Annotated in this window: 24 protein-coding genes; all 24 read left to right on the top strand. The window is 44.2% G+C overall.

The features are described 5' to 3' along the window. Complete coding sequence (locus tag ACE4RR_RS01795) at positions 1–639, top strand: chemotaxis protein CheC (protein ID WP_375533680.1); 639 nt, start codon at positions 1–3, stop codon at positions 637–639. Next, a complete protein-coding gene (locus ACE4RR_RS01790; RefSeq protein WP_375533679.1) occupies positions 632–1,141 on the top strand; it encodes a chemotaxis protein CheD in 510 nt (169 codons plus the stop codon). Before ACE4RR_RS01795 ends, ACE4RR_RS01790 begins: the two co-directional genes overlap by 8 nt. Positions 1,142–1,187: 46 nt before the next feature. Then, positions 1,188–1,955 (top strand): FliA/WhiG family RNA polymerase sigma factor, encoded by a 768-nt coding sequence (locus tag ACE4RR_RS01785; protein WP_375533678.1) that lies wholly within the window; start codon positions 1,188–1,190, stop codon positions 1,953–1,955. Positions 1,956–2,013: 58 nt separating this feature from the next. After that, positions 2,014–3,387, top strand: a complete 1,374-nt coding sequence (locus tag ACE4RR_RS01780) for a flagellar assembly protein A (RefSeq protein ID WP_375533677.1) — start codon at positions 2,014–2,016, stop codon at positions 3,385–3,387. Between the two features lie 39 nt (positions 3,388–3,426). Then, a complete protein-coding gene (locus ACE4RR_RS01775; RefSeq protein ID WP_375533676.1) occupies positions 3,427–3,735 on the top strand; it encodes a hypothetical protein in 309 nt (102 codons plus the stop codon). A 9-nt stretch (positions 3,736–3,744) separates the two neighbouring features. Next, entirely contained in the window at positions 3,745–4,218 is a 474-nt protein-coding gene (locus tag ACE4RR_RS01770; RefSeq protein WP_375533675.1) for a DUF6115 domain-containing protein, read from the top strand. Between the two features lie 141 nt (positions 4,219–4,359). Beyond that, positions 4,360–5,109 (top strand): 30S ribosomal protein S2, encoded by a 750-nt coding sequence (gene rpsB / locus ACE4RR_RS01765; RefSeq protein WP_375533674.1) that lies wholly within the window; start codon positions 4,360–4,362, stop codon positions 5,107–5,109. A gap of 142 nt (positions 5,110–5,251) precedes the next feature. Further along, entirely contained in the window at positions 5,252–6,133 is an 882-nt protein-coding gene (tsf, locus tag ACE4RR_RS01760) for a translation elongation factor Ts (protein WP_375533673.1), read from the top strand. A 117-nt stretch (positions 6,134–6,250) separates the two neighbouring features. Further along, a complete protein-coding gene (gene pyrH / locus ACE4RR_RS01755; RefSeq protein WP_375533672.1) occupies positions 6,251–6,970 on the top strand; it encodes a UMP kinase in 720 nt (239 codons plus the stop codon). Continuing rightward, on the top strand, positions 6,970–7,527 hold the full coding sequence (gene frr, locus ACE4RR_RS01750) for a ribosome recycling factor (protein WP_375533671.1): 558 nt from the start codon (positions 6,970–6,972) through the stop codon (positions 7,525–7,527). The genes pyrH and frr overlap by 1 nt, the downstream gene beginning before the upstream one ends. A gap of 155 nt (positions 7,528–7,682) precedes the next feature. Next, a complete protein-coding gene (locus tag ACE4RR_RS01745) occupies positions 7,683–8,447 on the top strand; it encodes an undecaprenyl pyrophosphate synthase (RefSeq protein WP_375533670.1) in 765 nt (254 codons plus the stop codon). Positions 8,448–8,460: 13 nt separating this feature from the next. Then, a complete protein-coding gene (locus tag ACE4RR_RS01740) occupies positions 8,461–9,261 on the top strand; it encodes a phosphatidate cytidylyltransferase (RefSeq protein WP_375533669.1) in 801 nt (266 codons plus the stop codon). A 36-nt stretch (positions 9,262–9,297) separates the two neighbouring features. Next, on the top strand, positions 9,298–10,446 hold the full coding sequence (locus ACE4RR_RS01735; RefSeq protein ID WP_375533668.1) for a 1-deoxy-D-xylulose-5-phosphate reductoisomerase: 1,149 nt from the start codon (positions 9,298–9,300) through the stop codon (positions 10,444–10,446). 12 nt (positions 10,447–10,458) lie between these two features. Beyond that, entirely contained in the window at positions 10,459–11,721 is a 1,263-nt protein-coding gene (gene rseP, locus ACE4RR_RS01730; protein WP_375533667.1) for an RIP metalloprotease RseP, read from the top strand. A 64-nt stretch (positions 11,722–11,785) separates the two neighbouring features. Then, positions 11,786–13,498 carry a proline--tRNA ligase gene (locus ACE4RR_RS01725; RefSeq protein ID WP_375533666.1) on the top strand — a complete coding sequence of 571 codons (1,713 nt, stop codon included), beginning with the start codon at positions 11,786–11,788 and terminating at the stop codon, positions 13,496–13,498. A 78-nt stretch (positions 13,499–13,576) separates the two neighbouring features. Then, positions 13,577–17,878, top strand: a complete 4,302-nt coding sequence (locus ACE4RR_RS01720) for a PolC-type DNA polymerase III (RefSeq protein ID WP_375533665.1) — start codon at positions 13,577–13,579, stop codon at positions 17,876–17,878. Between the two features lie 194 nt (positions 17,879–18,072). Further along, positions 18,073–18,543, top strand: a complete 471-nt coding sequence (gene rimP / locus ACE4RR_RS01715; RefSeq protein WP_375533664.1) for a ribosome maturation factor RimP — start codon at positions 18,073–18,075, stop codon at positions 18,541–18,543. A gap of 42 nt (positions 18,544–18,585) precedes the next feature. Then, positions 18,586–19,749 carry a transcription termination factor NusA gene (nusA, locus tag ACE4RR_RS01710; protein ID WP_375533663.1) on the top strand — a complete coding sequence of 388 codons (1,164 nt, stop codon included), beginning with the start codon at positions 18,586–18,588 and terminating at the stop codon, positions 19,747–19,749. A gap of 46 nt (positions 19,750–19,795) precedes the next feature. After that, entirely contained in the window at positions 19,796–20,050 is a 255-nt protein-coding gene (rnpM, locus tag ACE4RR_RS01705) for an RNase P modulator RnpM (RefSeq protein ID WP_375533917.1), read from the top strand. Beyond that, the gene (locus ACE4RR_RS01700) at positions 20,047–20,346 is read left to right on the top strand and encodes a YlxQ family RNA-binding protein (RefSeq protein WP_375533662.1); all 300 of its coding nucleotides are present in this window, start codon (positions 20,047–20,049) and stop codon (positions 20,344–20,346) included. The genes rnpM and ACE4RR_RS01700 overlap by 4 nt, the downstream gene beginning before the upstream one ends. An 18-nt stretch (positions 20,347–20,364) precedes the next feature. Continuing rightward, positions 20,365–22,566: a translation initiation factor IF-2 gene (gene infB / locus ACE4RR_RS01695; RefSeq protein WP_375533661.1), complete on the top strand. Its 2,202-nt coding sequence runs from the start codon at positions 20,365–20,367 to the stop codon at positions 22,564–22,566. Next, on the top strand, positions 22,563–22,841 hold the full coding sequence (locus ACE4RR_RS01690) for a DUF503 domain-containing protein (protein ID WP_375533660.1): 279 nt from the start codon (positions 22,563–22,565) through the stop codon (positions 22,839–22,841). Before infB ends, ACE4RR_RS01690 begins: the two co-directional genes overlap by 4 nt. Before the next feature lie 14 nt (positions 22,842–22,855). Further along, positions 22,856–23,206, top strand: a complete 351-nt coding sequence (gene rbfA, locus ACE4RR_RS01685) for a 30S ribosome-binding factor RbfA (RefSeq protein ID WP_375533659.1) — start codon at positions 22,856–22,858, stop codon at positions 23,204–23,206. Positions 23,207–23,283: 77 nt separating this feature from the next. Next, positions 23,284–24,195 (top strand): tRNA pseudouridine(55) synthase TruB, encoded by a 912-nt coding sequence (gene truB, locus ACE4RR_RS01680; RefSeq protein ID WP_375533658.1) that lies wholly within the window; start codon positions 23,284–23,286, stop codon positions 24,193–24,195. Positions 24,196–24,215: the final 20 nt, after the last annotated feature.

Genomic DNA, 24,215 nt, shown 5'->3' with positions numbered 1-24,215 from the left:
ATGACAAATTTGAAAAATTTCTCCCCCTTTTATCTTGATGTGCTGAAGGAAGCAGGAAATATAGGAGCCGGAAATGCAGCCACAGCATTATCAAGTCTGCTTAATAGAAAAATTGATATGTCAGTTCCTTCAGTGAGGATAGTGGAATTTGAGGAAATAACAAAACTGGCGGGAGGAGAAGAAAAAATTGTTGCTGCTACATTTCTGCGAATTTACGGAGAGGCTCCAGGCACAATGTTTTTGATTATCCCGGAACAGGAAGCAGTCCGGCTTGCAGCAGCTATGATAGGACAGGCCGCAGGAAAGCAGTGGGAAATTTATGAGGATGATCTGGCCGTGTCCGCACTGCAGGAGCTTGGTAACATTTTAGCTGGATCTTATTTATCCGCCTTGTCAGATTTCACAAATATTAACATGCAGCCTTCAGTCCCCGCTATGGCAGTCGATATGGCAGGTGCTCTCGTAGGGGCAGGGTTGGCTGAACTGTCTGCTTTTGCAGATTACGCCATTATTATTGATACGGAGGTTAGAGAAGAAGGCAGGCAGAGAGGATCGGTCTTTGGTCAATTTTTTCTCCTGCCCGATCCAGATTCTTTTCACAAAATATTTGCTGCTTTAGGAGTCCAGATTGATGAATAAACAAATGCAGAAAGGCCAGATCGTAAAAGTAGGGATGGCGGACTGGAAATCGACAGCTGCACCAGATACACTGCGGACCTCCGGACTCGGTTCATGTATTGGAGTAGTAGTGTACGAAAAACGAAGAAAAATTGCAGCACTGGCACATATAATGCTCCCTGATTCTTCGATGGCGAGACAAAAAGAATGGAATCGTGCTAAATTCGCAGATTCGGCACTTGAAGACATGTTTACTTATTTTCAACATCTGGGGCTCCGTTCTTACCAGCTTACAGCAAAAATGGCAGGGGGCGCCCAGATGTTTGCGGCTTCTTCGCATACTTCAGAAATGATGCGGATCGGTCCGAGAAATGCGGAGGCGGTGAAAAAAATCCTGGCCCTGCACCGCGTCCGGCTGGAGGGAGAGGATACAGGAGGCAGCAAAGGCAGAACAATAGAATTTGACCCGGAGGATTCGACTCTGTCTATTAGAATCGTCCATAGAGGGGAAAAAGTTTTATAAGAACAGTAGATTCAAAGAATAAAACCTCAGTGAAAGGAGTGCGTTTATGCCTCGGACAACACCGCATGCCCACCATGAACTCTGGAATAAATGGTTGAAGGAAAGAAATAGGGAAGCAGCTAATGAGCTTGTGGAGGTCTACCAGCCCCTCGTTCACTACCACGTTCAGCGGATAGGAGCCGGGCTCCCGCAGAATGTATCGCGACAGGACCTGATCAGCCATGGTTTATCTGGGTTATATGATGCGATGAATAAATTTGATTTCAGCCGCGAATTAAAGTTTGATACGTATGCTTCTTTCCGGATCCGCGGAGCGATTCTAGATGGCCTGCGGCATGAAGACTGGATGCCTCGTTCATTGAGGGATAAAGCAAAAAAAATCGAAGAAACGATGGAGCAGCTTGAACAGCGTTATGGGCGTCACGTAACTGAAGAGGAAGTTGGAACAGAAATAGACATGACAGTAGATGAAGTCCGGAAAGTGTCTGCAGAGAGCTTTTATGCGAATACGTTATCGATTGACGAGGAAACATCCGAAGGGGAGCGGGAGGAAACCTACAGCGCAGCAATAGAAGACCGTTCAGCTGCATCACCGGAAGAGGAGGTAATGAAAAAGGCAGCAGTAGCTGAACTTATTCTTGTAATGAAGGATTTATCGAAAAAAGAGCAAACTGTTGTCGGTTTATTTTATGAAGAGGATATGACACTAACTGAAATTGGAGAAATTATGGGACTGTCCACTTCTCGTATTTCCCAGATTCATTCCAAAGCATTGTTTCGATTAAAACAGGTACTTGAAAAGCGCTGGAATTAAAGAAATTCAGGTCAGGCACAGGTACTTTTGGAACAATGGAGAAAAAGAGGCGGGTAGGATGTCAGAAAAAATACAAGATTATTTTGAAATTGAAATAACACCTGATTTTCAAAAAGCCGTGCTGACCACTGTGGCATCTTTAGAAAGTAATACAGCGTGGACGAGGGAAGATTGGATTTTATTTCTCGAGGAATATGGAGTCCGGTTTGGAATCGTGGAGGCGGTATTAGAAAAAATTGTTCCGTCACCACACGAGACAGCATTTCCTATTATTATTGCCCGCGGCGTAGAACCGATCAGGGGAAGAGATGCCTACATGCGTTCGAGCTTTAGCAAAAGCAGCAATCAGACGTCTGAAGGTGACGTGGATTTAAAAGCGGTAATAGACATTCCGATGGTCTCACAGGGTGATTTAGCCGGGGAGAAAGTTGAAGCTACTCCCGGCACAAAAGGGAAAACAATTGATGGAAAAACCGTAGACGCAGCACCGGGAAAGGATTTTTCGCTTTATCCAGGGGAAAATACACGAGTGGAGGGCAGAAAATTATTTGCTGTCGCCTCCGGCCAGATTAGTGTTCATAAAAGAACTATTCACGTGTATCCACTCTATGAGATAAATGGCGATGTAGGAATGAAAACAGGCAATATAACCTTCACCGGGAATGTCACTGTAAAAGGCAATGTCCTTTCTGGATTTTCGGTAAAAGCAGAGGGGGATATACGCATTTCTGGGACAGTGGAAGGAGCATTTTTGGAAGCAGGCGGATCCATACATATTGGAGCTGGGGTGACGGCTCAGCATAAAGGCTCCGTGACAGCCGGAAAAGATGTGGTCACCACTTTTATTAACGAAGCTTATGTAAAGGCTGGTGGATTGATTCAAGTTAAACAGATGATAATGCACAGTTATTGTGAATCGGGCGACAGTATAATATGCAATGCAGGAAAAGGCCAGGTCGTTGGAGGGAGTATTTCAGCTGTGCATAAAATTCATGTAAAAGAAGCCGGGAACATCATGAATACACCGACGTCATTTTATATCGGTCTTTCAAAGCATTATTTGGACCAGCAGAAACATCTTACAAATATCTTACGGAAAGCAAATGAGGAACTGAAAAAATTGGATGCCCTCGTGCAGGCACTTGCGAAAAAAGCTGATCAGAAGCCCCTGTCTTCAAAAGAAAGAATTATGAAGCTCCGAGCAAGAAATACGATAGAAATGTGGAAAAAGCGGGCAAAAGAAGCAATGGAAGAGGTTGACGAATGGAAAGAGGTTTCTGAAAATGAAGAAAAAGGAATTGTATGGATAGATCATACAGTGCATTCTAACGTTGATTTCCATTTTGGAAAATATACTCGTAAATTGAATACGGCGTATAAAAATGTATCTTTGTATTTTGAAAATGGGGAGGTGGCTCTAAATATTCGCTGATCCTTACAATTTTCAATAACTTCAGAGGGGGTTGTATTCTTGAGCTGGAAAGGTGTGGAACTGCAGGTTGCATTACCGAGGAGCCAGGATGCAGGCAAACTGCAGGAACAATTACAGCAGCGCGGCCAGACAATGCAGGACAGGCTGAATAATGAACAGCTGAAATCGGAGCATAAACAGCGGTCCCAGGTGCAGGGTAAAGAAAAGACCGAAAAAAACCGCCTGGGTAATGATACAGGCGGGTCGGACCAGCAGGAGCAACCTCAGCAGCAAAGACGAGAACAGTTGAAAAAACCAGAAGAAATGGAACATCCATACAAAGGAAAAACAATTGACATAACAGGTTAGGAAGATTCGATGCTAATCATACTGCTGATTTTCAGTCTTGCCCTTCACTGCCTCAGCTTTTGGCTTATCATTCTTTTATATCAGCGCCAGCAGAGGATCCAGTCTGAGGCAGCTTCTGTAGCTGAAGCAAAAGATGACATTGAAGAGCTCCTGGCAAAGTACACGGCTGAAATGAAAAAAGATAATGAAATGTTTATATATAATATGAAAAGACAGGCATCGCCTGAGCAGCCTGCAGGCCTGGGAGGAATCCAGCAGAGTCCTGTTCCTGCGGCGGATTCTGTTGATTTTCATGAAGAAGAATCCGGCTTTGCCCCTCCGGTTCCAAAAACTGGCGATACAGCCGAAGCATCAGATCAATCAAAGGTACTTGCTCTTGCTGCCCAGGGGAAACAACCAGGGGAAATCGCAAAACTGCTGCAGCTTGGCCAAGGAGAAGTCGAGCTTTTCATGAAATTTTATCAAGCGGACACAAATCGCTGATTTGTCTTGCGTTGAAGGTCATCATATGGTATATTAATCCACGGTGTTCATTACACACGCAGTCTGATTCAATCAAAGGTGCCGTAAGGTCTTGAGTGAAAACGATGGCTGCGGAGGAAAAACCAAAGGAGGAAATTTAGTATGGCTGTTATTTCTATGAAACAACTGCTAGAAGCAGGAGTACACTTCGGACACCAGACCCGCCGCTGGAACCCGAAAATGGGCCGTTACATCTTTACAGAGAGAAACGGTATCTACATCATCGATTTGCAGAAAACGGTGAAGAAAGTTGAAGAAGCATATAACTATGTGCGGGATATCGCTGCTGACGGAGGGAAAATCCTATTTGTCGGCACAAAAAAGCAGGCTCAGGATTCAATCCGCGAAGAAGCAATTCGCTGCGGCATGTATTATATTAATCAGCGGTGGCTTGGTGGAACGCTTACTAACTTCGCAACCATCCGCAAGCGGATTAACCGTCTGAAAAGCCTTGAAAAAATGCAGGAAGACGGAACCTTTGATGTTCTTCCTAAAAAAGAAGTTATGCTTCTGAAAAAAGAAATGGATCGTCTCGAGAAGTTTCTTGGCGGCATTAAAGATATGGAAGCAGTACCTGACGCAATATTCATCATCGATCCTCGTAAAGAGAGAATCACGGTAGCAGAAGCTCATAAGTTAAATATCCCGATTATTTCTGTCGTGGATACAAACTGCGATCCTGATGAAATTGACAAAGTAATTCCTGGTAATGACGATGCTATCCGCGCGGTGCGTCTTCTTACTTCTAAAATGGCAGATGCTGTCATTGAAGCTATTCAAAGCGAACAGCAGGAAGAAGAGCCGGTAGAAGCTGAAGGACAGGATGAAGAAGAAACTGTAACGAATAACTAAAAAGAGTCCGCTCTATATTATGCAGCGGCAGCTTGAACCATAAGGGTGATAAAAGGGGATGGCCCTTTATCACTCTTTTTTATGAAGCGCTGGACGATTATTACCTTATAATGGTTTTACTCACTAAAGGAGGCAGAAACACATGGCAATTACAGCAAGTATGGTAAAAGAACTGCGCGAGAAAACGGGCGCAGGTATGATGGACTGCAAAAAAGCATTAACTGAAACTGGCGGAGACATGGATAAAGCAATTGATTATCTTCGTGAAAAAGGAATCTCCAAAGCTGCCAAAAAAGCAGACCGTGTAGCAGCAGAGGGTCTTGCGTTTGTGACTTCTGAAGGAAATAAAGCAGTTATTGCTGAAATTAATTCAGAAACAGATTTTGTGGCTAAGAATGAAAATTTTCAGCAGCTTGTCAAAGATATTTCTCAATTTCTGCTTAAAGAAGAACCGGCAGATGTAGAGGCTGCTCTGAAAGCTGAATATTCAAGTGGAACGTCACTTGAGTCTTATATCAATGATCAAATCGTAAAAATCGGCGAGAAAATTTCCCTCCGTCGTTTCAACGTTGTACAGAAGCCTGAAAATAGCGTGTTCGGCGAATATCTGCACATGGGAGGAAGAATTGGGGTTCTCACCGTAATCGAAGGTACGGACGATGCACAACTCGCCAAAGATGTAGCGATGCACGTCGCAGCTATCAACCCCAGCTACGTTTCCCGCGATGAAGTTCCTGCAGAAGAAACAGAACGCGAAAAAGAAATCCTGAAGCAGCAGGCATTGAACGAAGGCAAACCGGAAAAAATCGTAGAAAAAATGGTAGCCGGCCGGATCAATAAATATTTCGAACAAATCTGTCTGAATGATCAGGAATTCGTAAAAGACAGCGAGCAGAAGGTTGGAAAATATGTTTCTGCCAAAGGCGGAACAGTGAAATCCTTCGTACGCTTTGAAGTTGGCGAAGGCATGGAGAAGCGTGAAGATAACTTTGCAGAAGAAGTTATGTCACAAGTGAAAAAATAATAAAACAGGGGGCTTGCGTTTTGCAGGGCATTGCGCCGTTGCAGCAGCCCCTTCTTTTTAAAGATTTACGAATGGAATTTCTTTCAGCAGGAGATATACGGAAATTGGGGGCTGGACATGGGAAAATATAATCGTGTGGTTCTGAAATTAAGCGGAGAAGCACTGGCAGGACAGCAAGGCTATGGCATTGATCCAATAGTAATACAATCTATTGCATCTCAAATTAAAGAAATAGTAGAATTGGATGTAGAAGTTGCTGTTGTAGTTGGCGGCGGCAATATTTGGAGAGGACTCGCCGGCAGTTCCCGCGGGATGGACCGGGCGACGGCAGATTATATGGGGATGCTTGCAACTGTGATGAATTCACTGGCTTTGCAGGACAGTCTCGAAGACAATGGAGTTCAGACCCGTGTGCAAACATCCATTGAAATGAGGCAAGTTGCAGAACCATACATACGCCGCAAAGCCATCCGCCACCTTGAAAAAAAACGTGTCGTTATTTTTGCGGCAGGTACAGGTAATCCTTACTTTTCAACAGATACGACAGCTGCTTTGAGAGCGGCGGAAATCGAAGCGGAAGTTATTTTGATGGCAAAAAATAAAGTGGATGGTGTGTATGATGCAGATCCTTCAATTAACACCAACGCAAAGAAATATCGTGAGCTGACTTATCTGGATTTATTAAATGGCGGCCTGGGCGTTATGGATTCGACCGCTTCAACTTTATGTATGGACAACAATATTCCGCTGTTGGTATTTTCTATCATGGAAGAAGGAAACATTAAAAAAGCGGTTCTCGGCCAGGAAATCGGAACCGTTGTCAGGGGGAATGGATAATGGCAAAGGATACAATTCAAGAAGCAGAAACGAAAATGAGCAGATCGGTTGATTCACTTCACAGGGAACTGGCCACACTCCGGGCAGGACGAGCGAACCCTTCCATGCTTGATAAAGTGTTCGTGAATTATTATGGGGCGGATACTCCTCTAAATCAGCTGGCCACCATTTCTGTCCCGGAAGCACGTCTTATGATTATATCTCCGTTCGATAAATCCTCTATTGGAGATATTGAAAAGGGCATTCAAAAAGCAGATATCGGTCTATCACCAAACAATGACGGAGATGTAATCCGTATTTCCGTGCCAGCTCTTACAGAAGAGCGGCGCAAAGATTTAACCCGTCTTGTGAAAAAATATGCGGAAGAAGCCCGGGTTGCTGTCCGCAATGTGCGCAGAGACGCGAACGAAGACTTGAAAAAGCAGCAGAAAGACGGAGAAATGACAGAAGATGATTTACGTCGTGAACAGGAAGCCGTCCAAAAAGCCACAAATAAATACGTCGCTTCTATCGACAAAGCGGCAGAGGATAAAGAACAAGAAATTATGGAAGTTTAATGCAAATCACGTTACAATGAAGGCAGACTTATAAACCCTCTTCTTATTTAAAGAGGGTTTTTTTGTAGGATTCCTTCTTTTTACCTTCAACGTTTCGTACATATATAAGGTAATGAGAATACGTGATATATTTACAGAAGGCTGGTGTCCTTACCATGATAGATCGATTTTTTAGCCAGACTCGGCCGAAACAAGGGGAAGATGCTGAGACGATTAAACTCGGCCGCATCCCTTCTCATATAGCAATTATAATGGATGGGAACGGACGCTGGGCGAAGAAGAAAGGTCTCCCGAGAGTAGCGGGTCACAGAGAAGGAATGAAAGTGATCAACCGTGTCGTTGAAAAAGCTGATGAAATTGGAGTTAAATACTTAACACTTTATGCTTTTTCAACTGAAAATTGGAAGCGTCCTAAAACGGAAGTTGATTTTTTAATGAAGCTTCCAGAACGGTTTCTCGGGAATGAACTTCCCAAGCTTCAAAAAAATAATGTCAAGGTCCGTGTCATGGGGGATAAAAATCTGCTGCCGTCCCATACTAGCCGAGCAGTCGATAAAGCTGTCGAAGAAACAAAGCACAATACCGGAATTGTGCTTAACTTTGCATTGAATTATGGAAGCCGGCATGAACTTATGCAGGCAGTACGAACACTCTGCGAAGAAGTAGAAGCAGGAAAACGCTCAGCGCTTGATATCGATGAAAATGTTTTATCTGAAAGACTTCTAAGCAGTGGTCTGCCTGATCCGGATCTGCTCATCCGAACCAGCGGAGAAATACGACTGAGCAACTTTATGCTGTGGCAGCTTGCTTACAGCGAATTTTGGTTTACAGATGTACTTTGGCCGGATTTTGGCGAGGATGATTTAATGGAAGCCGTTCACATCTACCAAACACGGAAACGCCGCTACGGTGGAGTATAATGGAGGATAAGAGATGAAGCAGCGTATGATAACTGGAGTCATCGGAGCCATTGCCCTGCTTAGCGTTGTAATCATAGGCGGCCCGTTGTTTACTGTCGTGATTACGGCTCTTGCCTCCATTGCCATGTATGAATTATTACGGATGAAGCACATTGCTCCTGCATCTTTGATGGGGTTTATCAGTATGGTCTTTATGTGGGTTCTGCTTGTGCCAATTCCATGGATGGAAGCCCCGTTCCTGGAACATGTGACTAAAGTGGAAGTATTTCTCGTGATGATTTTACTGCTTCTGGCACTTACTGTAGTAACGAAAAACTCCTTTACCTTTGATGAAGCAGGCTTTGTTATATTGTCATCAGTTTACATAGGATATGGTTTTCACAATTTACTAATGACGCGTAACCTTGAAGAAAACGGCCTTGTTTTCGTCTTTCTGATATTATTCATCATTTGGGCGACGGATTCAGGAGCGTATTTTATTGGAAGAAAATTTGGCAGACATAAACTATGGCCGGATATCAGTCCCAAAAAAACACTTGAAGGATTTATCGGAGGTACAGCGGCTGCTATTGTCATCGGTCTCGTCTTTCATTACTATTTCCCGGTGTTCGACAGCCTCCTGACACTCAGTTTTTTCATTATTGTTACATCTGTCTTCGGACAGCTTGGCGATTTAGTGGAATCCGCGCTGAAGAGGCATTATGCAGTTAAAGATTCAGGGACGATGCTTCCGGGGCATGGCGGAGTACTGGACCGTTTTGACAGCTTAATTTTTGTTATGCCTTTACTCCAATTTTTACACTTTTTCGGTTAATTATATGATAGATTTAAGACAGTCAGGGGAGAAATCATGAAAAATATTTCATTATTGGGCTCGACAGGGTCTATAGGTACGCAGACGCTCGATGTAATCCGCTGTCACCCAGAACAGTTTCGGCTCGTAGCTTTAGCAGCAGGCAGAAACCTTCAAAAGGTAATTGAACAAGTAAAGGAATTCAAGCCGGAGCTAGCTGTAGTAGCGGAAAAAAAAGACGCAGAAAAACTTAGAACGGAAGTAGATCCAGCTACAAAAGTACTTTTCGGAGACGAAGGCCTTATAGAAGCTGCCATTTATGAGAAGGCTGAGTTTTTAATGAACGCTGTGGTGGGCAGTCTTGGATTGAAACCGACCATGAAAGCGATTGAAGCTGGAAAGACTATCGGAATAGCGAACAAAGAAACATTAGTGACTGCCGGTCATCTTGTGACGGAGCACGCAAAAAAATATAACGTTTCTCTGCTGCCCGTTGATAGTGAACACTCAGCTATCTTTCAGTGTCTGGAAGGAAATAAACTTAAGGAAGTGGAACGTTTAATTGTGACGGCTTCAGGAGGAAGTTTCCGGGAAAAAAGCCGAAGCGAGCTGGAAGGAGTGACAGTAAAGGAAGCGCTGAATCATCCGAATTGGTCCATGGGAGCCAAGATTACGATTGATTCTGCGACGATGATGAATAAAGGCTTTGAAATTATTGAAGCACATTGGTTGTTTGATATGCCATATGAGCAGATTGAAGTTCTCCTTCATAAAGAAAGTATTATTCACTCTCTTGTTGAATATCGTGATAAGAGCGTGATGGCTCAGCTTGGAACGCCTGATATGCGGGTCCCAATACAATATGCTATGTCGTATCCACGCCGTCTTGAACTGACTGGGGCTGAAAGATTAAATTTATGGGAAACAGGAACTTTGCATTTTGAGGAGCCGGATTTTGACCGGTACCGTTGTTTAAGCTATGCTTATGAGGCAGGGAAAACTGCCGGTACGATGACAACGGTATTAAATGCTGCAAACGAAGTGGCGGTACAGAAATTTCTGGAAGGAAGTATCACATTTTTGGAAATTGAACATTATATTGAGGAAGCTCTTGAACGCCACAGCATCCTAAGTACCCCGGACCTTGAAACTATTTTAGAGGTAGACAGGGAAACAAGAGCGTTTGTTCATTCCCGGATAAAGTGAAGGTGAAAAACGTTGGATACATTTATAGCGATTATTATAATATTTGGAGTACTCGTGGCTGTCCACGAATGGGGACATTTATATTTTGCGAAAAAAGCAGGTATTTTGTGCCGAGAATTTGCGATAGGGTTCGGACCGAAAATATTTTCGACTAAGAAAAATGAAACAGTATATACCCTGCGTCTTTTACCGCTCGGCGGTTTTGTAAGAATGGCAGGAGAAGAACCGGAAGCCGTGCAGATCAAGCCCGGCTATGAAGTCGGGCTTGTGTTTGATCAAATGGATCAGGTCAGTAGAATTATCGTAAACAATAAATCAAAACACCCAGAAGCGAAAGTAGTTTCTGTGGAAAGAATCGACCTGGAAAAAGATTTATATGTACAGGCCTATTCAGATGATGAAGCAGGGCTGAAAACCTACCAGGTTCATGAGAAATGCGAGCTTGTTCTGGATGAAAAACCAGAGCAGATTGCGCCGCTCGACCGGCAGTTTGGATCTAAAAAGCCGGGGCAGAAGGCACTTGCCATTTTTGCAGGACCGCTGATGAATTTTCTGCTTGCATTTGTATTATTATTTGCTTTTGGCATGATTAACGGGGTGCCGCAGCCTGACGCATCACTTGGGGAGCTGACTGACGGCGGAGCTGCTGAAGAGGCCGGACTTAGAGAAGGCGATGAAGTCCGTTCAATTGCCGGTCAGGAGGTCTCTGACTGGGAAGAAATGACGCGGGCGATTCAGGAATATCCGGAGGAAGAAATCGATTTTCAAATAGTGCGCGACGGAGAATCAATGACGATCCCAGTCACGCCGGAAAGAAATTATGATGAAAACGCGGATCGTGAATTCGGATTCATCGGTGCCAATGTTACGACAACCCATTCACCGTTAGAAGCGGTGGAATTTGGGGCTGTGCAGGTCTATGAGGTGACAGTGCTCATTTTTGATGTACTTGGCATGATCATTACTGGTGAATTTTCGCTGGATTATTTATCGGGTCCGGTTGGAATATACAGCGCGACCGGGGAGGTTCAGTCTCTTGGAATGATACTGCTGCTTCAATGGGCAGCGATGCTGAGTGTCAACCTTGGAATTGTAAATCTGCTTCCATTGCCGGCACTTGACGGGGGAAGACTCATCTTTATCGGTTTAGAGGCAGTGCGCGGAAAGCCGATTGATCCTCAGAAAGAAGGACTCGTGCATTTTGTCGGATTTGCTTTACTGTTTTTATTAATGCTCGTAGTTACCTGGAACGATATTAACCAATTTTTCTTATAATCAACGAAGCAAAAAAGCGCAGAGCGTTTGCGCTTTTTCTTATAGAAAGAGGGTTCAAATATTTATGAGACAGCAATTGTTTTTCAGTCCGACGATGCGGGATGTTCCGCAGGGGGCGGACATTGCCAGCCACCAGCTTATGCTGCGCGCCGGCCTGATCCGGCAGACAGCTTCCGGGGTCTATTCCTACCTCCCGCTCGGAAAACGAGTGCTGCGTAAGGTGGAAGAAATTGTAAGAGATGAGATGGATGCAGCCGGCGGGCAGGAAATGCTTATGCCTGCAATCCAGCCGGCAGAACTATGGCAGGAATCCGGGCGATATACTGATATGGGACCAGAACTCATGAGATTAAAAGACAGGCATGAGCGTGATTTCGTATTAGGCGCCACCCACGAGGAGGTTATTACGAGCCTGGTGCGGGATGAAGTTACTTCCTACAAAAAACTGCCAATGAATTTATATCAGATCCAAACAAAATACCGTGATGAGAGACGACCACGGTTCGGGGTGCTTCGATCTCGCGAGTTTATAATGAAAGATGCTTATTCTTTTGATGCAGATGAAGAAGGTCTGGATAAAAACTATCAGGCAATGTATCAAGCGTACTCTGCCATCTTTACCAGGTGCGGTCTTGATTATCGTGCAGTAGAAGCTGATGCCGGTGCAATTGGCGGGAATGGAGGAACGCATGAATTCATGGTGCTGTCCGCTATTGGCGAAGATACGATTGCCTATTCTGACGCATCTGATTATGCGGCCAACCTTGAAATTGCTGCAGTGCCTGACAATTACAAAAAAGCCGATCCTGCCGAAAAGCTGCTCTCCACGACAGAGACGCCAGCAATGAAAACAATAAAAGAAGTTAGTAATTATCTGGGGCAGGATCCTTCAAAACTTCTTAAATCACTTCTTTTTATCGTAAATGAACAACCAGTGCTTGTTATTTGCCGGGGAGATCATGAGATTAACGAAATTAAAGTTGCGAACGCCTTCGGAGAGATGCATGCTGAGCTTGCGGATCAAGAGACGGTCCAGCAGGTAATGGGGACTGAGCCTGGATTTATAGGTCCGGTAAATGCACCGGAGCATGTAGAGATTATTGCCGATTTTGCAGTCAAGAGTTTAAATGCGGCGGTCTGCGGTGCAAATGAAGCAGACAAGCATTTTCAGAATGTACATCCAGGCCGCGACTTTCAAGTGAACCGGTTTATGGACCTGCGCATAGTACAGGAGGGTGATGCTGCCCCTGATGGGAAAGGCACTTACCGATTTGCAAAAGGTATTGAAGTAGGACATGTCTTTAAGCTTGGGACGAAATACAGCGAAGCGCTCGGCGCCTCCTTTCTTGATGAGAATGGGCGTTCAAATCCGATTATTATGGGCTGCTATGGAATTGGTGTCAGCAGGACCATCGCAGCAGTCATTGAGCAGAATCATGATGAAAACGGCTTAATATGGCCGAAATCTGTTGCTCCTTTTGACCTGCACCTGTTAATTTTAAACACAAAACAAGAGGAACAAGTAAAGCTCGGCGAAGAGCTGTATGAATTATTACGCACAAAAGGATATGACGTGTTATTTGATGACCGGAAAGAGCGCGCAGGAGTAAAATTTAAGGATTCCGATTTAATCGGACTTCCGGTACGCATTGCTTGTGGAAAAAAGGCAGCTCAAGGTGTCGTGGAAGTGAAAATACGGCGGGGCGGCGAAGTAGAGGAAATCCAAGTGGACTCACTGATCGAGTATTTACAGAAAACGTTTGAGAAATTAGTATAGTTAATATAAATGAGGCTGTCTCCATGCGAATGTTGATAAGCCTCATTCTTATTTCCTTGCACGTTAGGAGGGGCTGCTGTGAATGCAGAGAAGCAAACGAGAGAAGAAAGGTTTCAACTTCTTTTAGAACAATTAATGATACCAGAGGATACAGTTCACCAATACTTAAAGGGCGGAAAGATTTTAAAGCTGTCCATATGGAGAAAAGAACAAAAGTGGCATTTTCATTTTCAGCTGGATAATCATCTTCCATTTTCCGTATTTTTGATGCTGCAGGAGCGGCTTACTGCCAGCTTTTCAAGTATCAGCAGCGTTGATTTTTCCATAGAATATACTTCTGAACCGATGCCATTAAATCGAATAGAAGAATACTGGCCTGCCGTCATAACGAAATTAGACGGGACCGCTCCATTTTTGCGTCAGCGCCTAAACGGTGGTACTCCACAGGTCGAAGGAAATAAATTAATTATCACCTGTAAAAATGAAACAGAAGGTGCTTCTCTGAACAGACGCCTTCAGGAACCGCTCAACGTCATTCTTCAATCATTTGGATTTCCTGCCTGCACTTTGGAAATGGCTGTGAAAACTTCTGAGGAAGAAAAAACGGCTTTTGAAGAAAAGAAAAAGAAGGAAGATCAGTCCAAAGTAATTGAAGCAATGATGGAAAAAAAGAAGCTGGAAAAACAATCTGAACAGCGCGACGGCGGTGAGACATTAAAAATAGGATATCCAATTAAAGACGAACCTCTATCGATTGAAACAATTCAGGAAGAAGAAAGAAGAATAACGATTCAAGGATATGTGTTTGAAGCTGAGACGAGAGAGCTGCGGAGCGGACGCACACTGTTGACTTTTAAAATCACTGATTATACGGATTCGATTCTCGTTAAAATGTTTTCAAGAGATAAAGAGGATGTTCCGAATTTTCAAGCGATAAAAAAAGGAATGTGGCTGAAGGTAAGAGGAGGAGTCCAAAACGACACTTTTGTCCGCGATCTCGTTATGATCGCAAACGATGTCATTCAAATTCAGCCTGAAATTCGTTCAGATGATGAGCCCGAAGAGAATAAGAGAGTTGAGCTTCACACGCATACTGTCATGAGCCAGATGGATGCGATTGCAAATGCGTCCGAATATGTGGAGCAGGCTTCGAAATGGGGACACTCTGCAGTAGCAATTACAGATCATGGAGTGGTACAGTCATTTCCGGAAGCCTACAACGCTTCTAAAAAGCATGGAATAAAAGTATTGTTTGGAATGGAGGCAAACCTCGTTGATGATGGAGTTCCAATTGCTTACAACGAGTCGGAGCGGGAGCTCTATGGAGACACATATGTTGTTTTTGACGTAGAAACTACAGGACTGTCTGTAGTCTATGATACGATCATTGAGCTTGCTGCGGTAAAAATTAAGGATGGTGAGATCATTGATCGGTTCGAATCATTTGCTGATCCTCATGAAAAGCTTTCCAACACCATTATTGAATTGACAGGCATTACTGATGACCAGCTCGAAGGTGCTCCGGAAATCGGTGACGTGCTTCAGGATTTTGAAGCGTTTGCGAAGGATTCGATTCTCGTTGCACATAACGCAAGTTTTGACATGGGTTTCTTAAATGAAGGTTATAAGAAGATAAATAAAGCGGCTGCAGAAAATCCGGTTATTGATACTCTTGAGCTTGGCCGTTTCTTATATCCTAATTTGAAGAACCACCGGTTAAATTCACTGTGTAAAGTGTTTGACATCGAGCTTGTCAGCCATCACCGGGCTATTTACGATGCGGAAGCTACAGGTTACCTGCTCTGGAAGATGGTGAAAGATGCCATTGAAAAAGGAATTTCGAGCCATCATCAATTAAATGACAACATGGGACAGGGAGATTTTCACCGGCTGCGCCCGTCGCACTGTACCCTGCTGGCAACAACTCAGGAAGGTTTAAAAAATCTGTATCAACTCGTTTCGATGTCCCATTTAAATTACTTTTTCCGTAATCCACGGATTCCGCGGTCAAAGCTGCAAAAGCACCGGGAAGGCCTGCTGGTCGGCTCTGCCTGTGATAAAGGCGAAGTGTTTGAAACGATGATGCAAAAATCTGCAGACGAAGCGAAGGAAGCAGCTCAATTTTATGATTACCTGGAGATTCAGCCTCCGGAGAATTATGCTCATCTTGTAGAAAAAGAATTGGTGCGTGGAGAAGATGCTGTACTAGATATTTTAAGAAAAATTACAGCACTGGGTGAAGAACTCGGGAAGCCGGTTGTTGCGACTGGAAATGCTCACTATATAGATCCGCAGGACTATGATTACCGGAAGATTTTAATTGCCTCCCAGGGCGGTGCCAATCCATTAAACAAGCAGACCCTCCCCAGGGTTCACTTTAAATCGACAACAGAAATGCTGGAATGTTTTTCCTTCTTAGGGAATGAAAAAGCAAAGGAAGTCGTCGTAACAAACACGCGTGCGATTGCAGATGCGATTGAAGAAATTCATCCTATTCCTGATAAATTATATACACCTAACATTGAAGGGTCTGACCAGGAAATCAGGGATATGTGCTACAAACGCGCCAAAGGTCTTTACGGGGACCCCCTTCCGGAGCTTGTGGAAAAAAGACTCGATAAGGAACTCGAAAGCATTATTGGTCATGGATTTGCAGTTATTTACCTCATTTCCCAAAAGCTTGTGAAGAAATCGTTAAATGACGGCTACCTTGTTGGGTCACGGGGATCGGTCGGTTCTTCATTTGTGGCAACGATGACTGAAATAACGGAGGTAAACCCGCTTCCGCCTCACTACGTATGTCCGTCCTGCCGCCATTCTTACTTTTTTGATGATGGTTCTGTAGGGTCAGGATATGACCTTCCTGATAAGGACTGTGAAAAATGCGGAACGAAATATGTTAAAGACGGCCAGGATATTCCGTTTGAAACGTTTCTCGGGTTTAAGGGAGATAAAGTTCCGGATATTGATTTGAATTTCTCTGGAGAATATCAACCACGCGCCCATAATTATACGAAGGAATTGTTTGGAGAAGACAGCGTCTACCGTGCCGGAACAATTGGTACGGTTGCAGAAAAAACTGCGTACGGATTTGTGAAAGGCTATCAGGCAGATCATGAGTTTCATTACCGAGGTGCGGAGATCGACAGGCTTGTTTCTGGCTGCACCGGCGTGAAACGTACTACTGGTCAACACCCCGGCGGCATTATTGTCGTACCGGATGAATATGATATCCATGATTTTTGCCCGATTCAATTTCCTGCAGATGATAAAGGGTCTGAATGGAAGACGACTCATTTTGACTTCCACTCTATTCACGACAATCTGCTGAAGCTTGATATACTCGGCCACGATGATCCAACTGTTATCCGCATGCTCCAGGATTTAAGTGGAATTGATCCGATGACTATCCCTACCGCTGATCCAGATGTTATGAAAATCTTCAGCGGACCGGAAGTATTGGGAGTCACGCCCGAACAGATTATGTGTAAAACGGGAACTTACGGGATTCCGGAATTTGGTACCCGTTTTGTTAGGCAGATGCTGGAGGAAACCAACCCAAGTACGTTTTCTGAACTTGTCCAGATTTCCGGCCTGTCTCATGGCGCCGACGTCTGGCTTGGCAATGCACAGGAGCTTATCCAGAGTGGTACTTGTGTGCTTAAAGATGTAATCGGCTGCCGTGATGACATTATGGTATATCTAATTTATAAAGGAGTGGAGCACTCCCTCGCATTTAAGATTATGGAGTTTGTAAGAAAAGGAAGAGGACTCGAACAAGCCTGGATTGATGAAATGAAAAACCACGGAGTGCCGGACTGGTATATTCAATCATGCTTAAAGATTAAATACATGTTTCCGAAAGCCCATGCTTCTGCCTATGTATTAATGGCTGTTCGTATCGCCTATTTCAAAGTTCATCACCCGATATTATTTTATGCTGCTTATTTTACGGTCCGTGCAGCTGACTTCGATTTAGCGGTTATGACAAAAGGAGGAACATCGATCCGTTCCAGAATTGAAGAGATTCAAGTGAAAGGACTCGAGGCTTCTCCGAAAGAAAAAAATCTTGTTACGGTTCTTGAGCTTGCCTTAGAAATGTGCGAGAGAGGATATACTTTCCAAAAGGTCGATCTTTACCGTTCGGAGGCAGTGGAATTTGTAGTAGACGGAGAGTCTTTAATTCCTCCGTTTAATGCGCTGGACGGTGTGGGAACGAACGCTGCCCATAATATCGTTTCTGCTCGTAAAGACGGGGAATTTTTATCGAAAGAGGATTTGCAGCAGCGCAGCAAAGCAACTAAAACTGTAATTGAACATCTTGATCTTCATGGCTGCCTGGAAGGTCTGCCTGATTCAAACCAGCTTTCACTTTTTTAGGGAACATGCTTCACAGCAGGTGCAGAACCGCGCTTTGTTGCATTAATTGGCAGACTGTGGTAGTATTTCTATGGAGAAACGTGATGAATAGTACGAGGTGGAAAGAGTGGGTTCCTACCCACTCTTTCGTTTGTCCTAACAAAGATTTCCTGTTATGCGAATAAGCTGGCAACCGCTGAAGAAGGAGGCAGAAGATGAGTTCGAACATGAAGGAAACGGCTGCAAGGCTCGTTGAACCGATATTAGCTGAAATGAATCTAGAATTAGTAGAAACTGAATATAAAAAAGAAGGAAAAAACTGGTTTCTCCGAATTTTTATTGATGGAGAAAACGGCGTGGATATAGAAGACTGCGGAATTGTCAGTGAAAAGTTAAGTGAAAAACTTGACAAGGAGGACCCTGTTCAGGGGGCTTATTATTTAGAAGTATCTTCTCCTGGGGCAGAAAGGCCTTTAAAAACAGAAAGAGATCTGCGCCGTGCCGTAGGAAAGCATGTTTATGTCACGACGTATGAACCAATTGATGGAGAAAAAGCATTTGAAGGAAGTCTTACTGCATTCGACGGGGACCTGCTGCAGATAGATGTAAAAGTGAAGCATAAAGTAGTCACCTATCAGCTCCCATATAGTAAAGTGGCAAAAGCCCGCCTTGCCATTCAATTTTAAGAGGATGCCGTCAGCCGGCAGAAGAAGGGGGAAATATTGTCCATGAACAGTGAATTTATGGATGCATTGAATACACTCGAAACTGACAAAGGGATTGAAAAGGAGATCATTATTGAGGCGATTGAAGCTGCATTGATCTCAGCGTATAAACGCAATTTTAATCAGGCCCAGAATGTACGGGTGGACATCAATCGTGATAATGGCAGCATCCGAGTATTTGCAAGAAAAGAAGTTGTAGAGGAAGTATTTGATCCACGCCTTGAAATTTCCATGGAATCAGCGAAAGAGATCAACCCGAGTTATGAGCTCGATGATGTCGTGGAGCTTGAAGTTACTCCAAAAAACTTTGGTCGCATAGCAGCACAGACCGCAAAACAGGTCGTTACGCAGCGGGTGCGTGAAGCAGAACGAAGCATCATTTATTCGGACTTCATTGACCGTGAAGAAGATATTATGAATGGTATTGTACAGCGTCAGGACCATCGCTTTATTTATGTCGATCTCGGCAAGGTCGAAGCCCTGCTTCCCCAGAGCGAACAGATGCCTAATGAATCATACAAGCATAATGACCGGATAAAAGCCTATATTACCAAAGTAGAAAAAACCACTAAAGGGCCGCAGATCGTGATTTCCCGAACGCATCCCGGCCTGCTGAAACGTCTTTTTGAGCTGGAGGTTCCGGAAATATTTGACGGAACAGTAGAAATCAGGTCCGTGGCAAGAGAAGCCGGTGACCGTTCCAAAATTGCAGTTTACGCTGAAGACGCTGATGTTGATCCGGTGGGATCCTGCGTAGGGCAGCGTGGACAGCGAGTACAGGCGATAGTAGATGAACTCAAAGGTGAAAAAATAGACATTGTGCAATACTCCAAGAGTGTATTTGAATATATTTCAAATGCGTTAAGTCCTTCAGAGGTACTTGATGTGCAGGTAAATGAAGAAACAAAAAGCACACTTGTTATAGTTCCCGACTATCAGCTGTCACTTGCCATCGGCAAGCGTGGCCAGAATGCCAGACTCGCTGCAAAGCTCACAGGGTGGAAAATTGACATTAAAAGCCAGTCAGAAGCAGAAGAGCTCGGTCTTTATGATGAGCAGGAAGCAGAAGCAAGACGCTATGCACCTTCAGACACGTTCGAGGAAGAGGAATTCGAAAGCTCTCCCCAGGATTGGGACCATGCTGGAACTGACTTATCTGAGGAGTAACGGCTGAACGATAAAGGAGAGAAGTTAGGTGAAAAAGAAAGTTCCGATGCGTAAATGCATCGTCAGTGGGGAAATGAAACCAAAGAACCAATTAATCCGGGTCGTCAGAAGCCCGGAAGGTGACATTTTTATCGACCCTTCAGGTAAAAAAAACGGCCGAGGCGCTTATCTCACAAATGATGAAGAATCTTTTTCATCGGCAAAAAAGAAAGATGCCCTCTCCCGACATCTTAAAGTCCAGGTCACACCAGAGGATTATGACCGGCTCGGAGAAGAGAGAGTCAGAGTGGCGAATCGATGAATGCTTTCTACTCTTTTCTCGGACTTGCCGCAAAAGCAGGGAAAATTAAAACGGGAGAGGATACTGTTTTAAGAGAAATTCGTAAGCAGGCGGTCTGGCTCGTAATCGTCGCTGGTGACGCTTCGCCGAACACCCTGAAAAAATTTAAAGATAAATCCAGCTATTATAATATTCCTGTTTGTGTAATTGGAGACCGGGAGAGTCTCGGCAGCGCAATCGGAAAAGAAAGCCGGGTGATTCTCGGCATCATGGACGATGGCTTCGCCAAAAAGCTTCGTGCCATGCTGGATCATTAGAAGGTGGAGGTTGTTCTTATGAAAAAAATGAGAGTATATGAATATGCGAAATCAGTTCAGTCTTCCAGCAAAGATATCGTGAATGAATTAAAGGCCATGAACGTGGATGTTTCCAATCATATGTCTGTAATTGATGAAAAAACGATTGAACGACTGCAGCAAAAAAGAAAACAAGCTTCTCCATCGGGAAGAAGTGACCAAAAAAAATCCGCTGGCCAAGCAGCAGCAAGCGGGCGAGGAGACAATACAAATAAAAATATGAAAAATACAACAAAAGAAAGATCTCAGAATCAGCAGACAAAAAATAACCAGAGTAAACAGGGTCCTAACAAAGGCGGACAAAATAGAAATAATCCTAATCGAAATAATCAGAACAGAAATAACCCGAGAAACAAGTCTTTTAACAAAGGCAGAGGAAAAAACAACCGCCGAAGCAATAACCAGCAGCCTAAGCAGGTAATGCCGACTCCGGACAAGATTACATTCCTGGACTCATTAACGGTTGGTGAACTGGCAGAAAAGCTTCATAGAGAATCATCAGAACTTATTAAAAAGCTGATGATGATGGGGAAAATGGCTACTAAAAATGAATCACTCGACAAAGATACGATAGAGCTTCTTGCGTCCGAGTATGGAGTAGCTGTAGAAGAAGAGGTAGTTGTGGATCAGCTGGATTTCAATACGTATTTTGAGGAAGATGACCCAGCCAAGCTCGTAGAGCGTCCTCCTGTAGTAACAATTATGGGACATGTGGACCACGGGAAAACCACATTGCTCGATTCTATCCGTCACACGAAAGTGACTGAAGGAGAAGCAGGTGGAATTACTCAGCATATCGGAGCTTATCAAGTCAGTGAAAACGGCAAGAAAATTACATTTCTTGATACACCGGGTCACGCAGCCTTTACAACAATGCGTGCTCGCGGTGCCCAAGTTACGGATATTACCATTCTTGTGGTTGCAGCGGATGACGGTGTTATGCCGCAGACCAGAGAAGCGATAAATCATGCAAAAGCAGCTGAGGTTCCAATTATTGTTGCGGTCAACAAAATGGATAAAGAAGGTGCCAATCCGGACCGTGTAATGCAGGAATTAACTGAATTTGAACTGATTCCGGAAGCGTGGGGCGGAGAGACAATCTTTGTAAACGTATCAGCTCTGCAGGGTGATGGCATCGATGAATTGCTTGAGATGATCCTGCTTGTGGCAGAAGTAGAGGAGTTGAAAGCCAATCCGGATAAGCGCGCCCGTGGTACCGTTGTAGAAGCGGAGCTCGACAAAGGCCGGGGTCCAGTCGCTACTCTGCTAGTCCAGGGTGGAACGATGAATGTCGGCGACCCGATTGTCGTGGGGAACACATTCGGTAAAATCAGAGCAATGGTAAATGATATTGGAAGACGGGTTAAATCAGCTGGACCATCTACACCGGTAGAAATTACCGGCTTAAATGATGTACCGCTTGCCGGCGATCCTTTCATCGTGTTCGAGGATGAAAAGAAAGCCCGCCAGATCGGGGAAGCAAGGGCAGCCCGGGCAAAAGACGAAGAAAGAAGCCAGACAAACCGTGTTAGTCTCGATGATCTGTTCAGCCAGATTCAGGAAGGCAACATGAAGGAAATTAATGTGATCGTAAAAGCGGACGTACAGGGCTCCGTCGAAGCTGTCCGCGGTTCTCTGGAAAAGATCGAAGTGGAAGGCGTAAAAATCAATATCATTCACGCTGGAGCAGGGGCTATCGCCGAATCAGATGTTATTTTAGCATCCGCCTCTAATGCGATTATCATTGGGTTTAATGTGCGTCCGGATGTCAATGCTAATCGTACTGCCGAAGCTGAGAAAGTCGACATCCGACTGCACCGTGTCATTTATGACGCCATTGAAGAAATTGAAGCAGCGATGAAAGGCATGCTTGATCCTGAATACGAGGAAAAAGTCATCGGCCAGGTGGAAGTCCGGCAGCTTTTCAAGGTTTCACGTATCGGCACTATTGCCGGCAGCTACGTAACGGAAGGAAAAATCACAAGAGATTCTACAGTCCGCCTGATTCGTGACGGCATTGTTATCTACGAAGGAAAGATAAATGCTTTGAAACGTTATAAGGACGACGTGAAGGAAGTGGCATCAGGCTATGAATGTGGTATTACGCTTGAGAACTTTAATGATCTAAAAGAAGGCGACATGGTGGAAGCATACGTTATGGAGGAAATCAAACGGACATGATCGGCGCAGTCCATTGTGAGTGTATGATCTACAATGCACAGTCTTTAAAAGAAAAACGCTCTGTTTTAAAAAGTGTAGTCACGAGACTGAGACAGAAACTGAATGTCTCCGTCTCGGAAATGGACCATCATGACCTCTGGCAGCGCACAGCTATCTCGATCGTCTGTATAAGCAACAGCAGACAGGAAGCAGAAAAAGAGCTACAAAAAGCTCTGGAATTAATTGATCGTTATCCGGAGCTTGAGCGCACAGAGACAGATTATGAATGGCTTTAAAGGAGGCAGCTATCATGAGTAATGTAAGACCTCATCGTGTCGGGGAACAAATGAAAAAAGAAATGGCAGACATTCTTACCCGCGAACTTAAAGACCCGCGCGTGCAATTTGTGACTGTCACAGGTGTAGATGTGACAGGGGACCTGCAGCAGGCGAAAGTTTTTTTTACCGTCCTCGGAGAAGAGGAGGACAAAGAAAAAACCCTGCAGGCACTTCAAAAAGCAAGAGGCTTTATCCGCAGCGAAATTGGGAAGCGAATTCAACTGAGAAAAACGCCTGATATTTCATTTGCTTTTGATGAATCGATTGATTACGGAAACAGAATTGATAAGCTTCTACGTGAAGTGAACGAAGAAGAGCAGTAATGAATGACAAAAGGGGGGCTGTTTCAGCGCCCCTTTTTACATAAAGTTTCAGCTGCATAGCGGGGGTGAAATAGGTAATGGACGGCTTGTTACCGTTATTTAAGGAAAAAGGGATGACCTCTCATGACTGTGTGATGAAAATTAGAAGAATCTTTGAAACAAAAAGAGTTGGTCATACCGGCACGCTTGATCCTGATGTTGAAGGGGTGCTGCCTATCTGTCTTGGAAAGGCAACGAAGGCAGCTGATTATATTACACTCCTTCCAAAGCAGTATGAAGCAGAAATCACGCTCGGATTTGCGACGGACACGGAAGATGCTTCCGGCATTATCACCAGCAGTAAAGCAGTGAAAGAAGATATAGATGCATCCTCTATTCAGAAGGTTCTCGAAGGTTTTCAAGGCAGGCAGCAGCAGGTGCCGCCAATGTATTCCGCTCTTAAAGTGAAGGGACGTAAGCTGTATGAATATGCAAGAGAAGGAATTGAAGTGAAGAGGGAACCGCGGCCAATTGAAGTGTATGATATTTCTTATTTAGAAGAGTCACTCAAAGTAAAAGAAAGGCTCGTTACTTTTCGTTTTAAGGTCTCTTGCAGCAAGGGCACCTATATCAGGACACTTTCAGTTGATATTGGAAAACGACTTGGTTATCCCGCACACATGTCTGACCTGATAAGGACAAGCTCTGGTCCATTTCAGCTGACGCACTGCGTAACTCTCGCTGAACTTAATCAATTAAAAGAATTCGGAGAGCTTGAGCGGGCAGTCATTCCAATTGCAGAAGCGCTCAGCTATCTTCCTTATATAGAAATCGGGGAGGAACTAGCTGAAAAGGTGAAAAACGGCGCGGTGCTGCCGGCATTTCCTGAAGTGAAAGAGCCGATGTTTATGATTCTTTATAACAAAAAAGCACTTGCTGTCTATGAAGAGCACCCGAACAAACCCGGCAGAATAAAACCAAAAACGATGTTAATTTCCGAATCGTCGTAACTTTGAATTATGTGAAGTGG

This window comes from Alteribacillus sp. HJP-4, assembly GCF_042139015.1.
In the GTDB taxonomy this organism is placed as follows: Bacteria; Bacillota; Bacilli; order Bacillales; family Marinococcaceae; genus JBHIKY01.
This window is presented reverse-complemented; position numbering and strand designations above follow the sequence as displayed.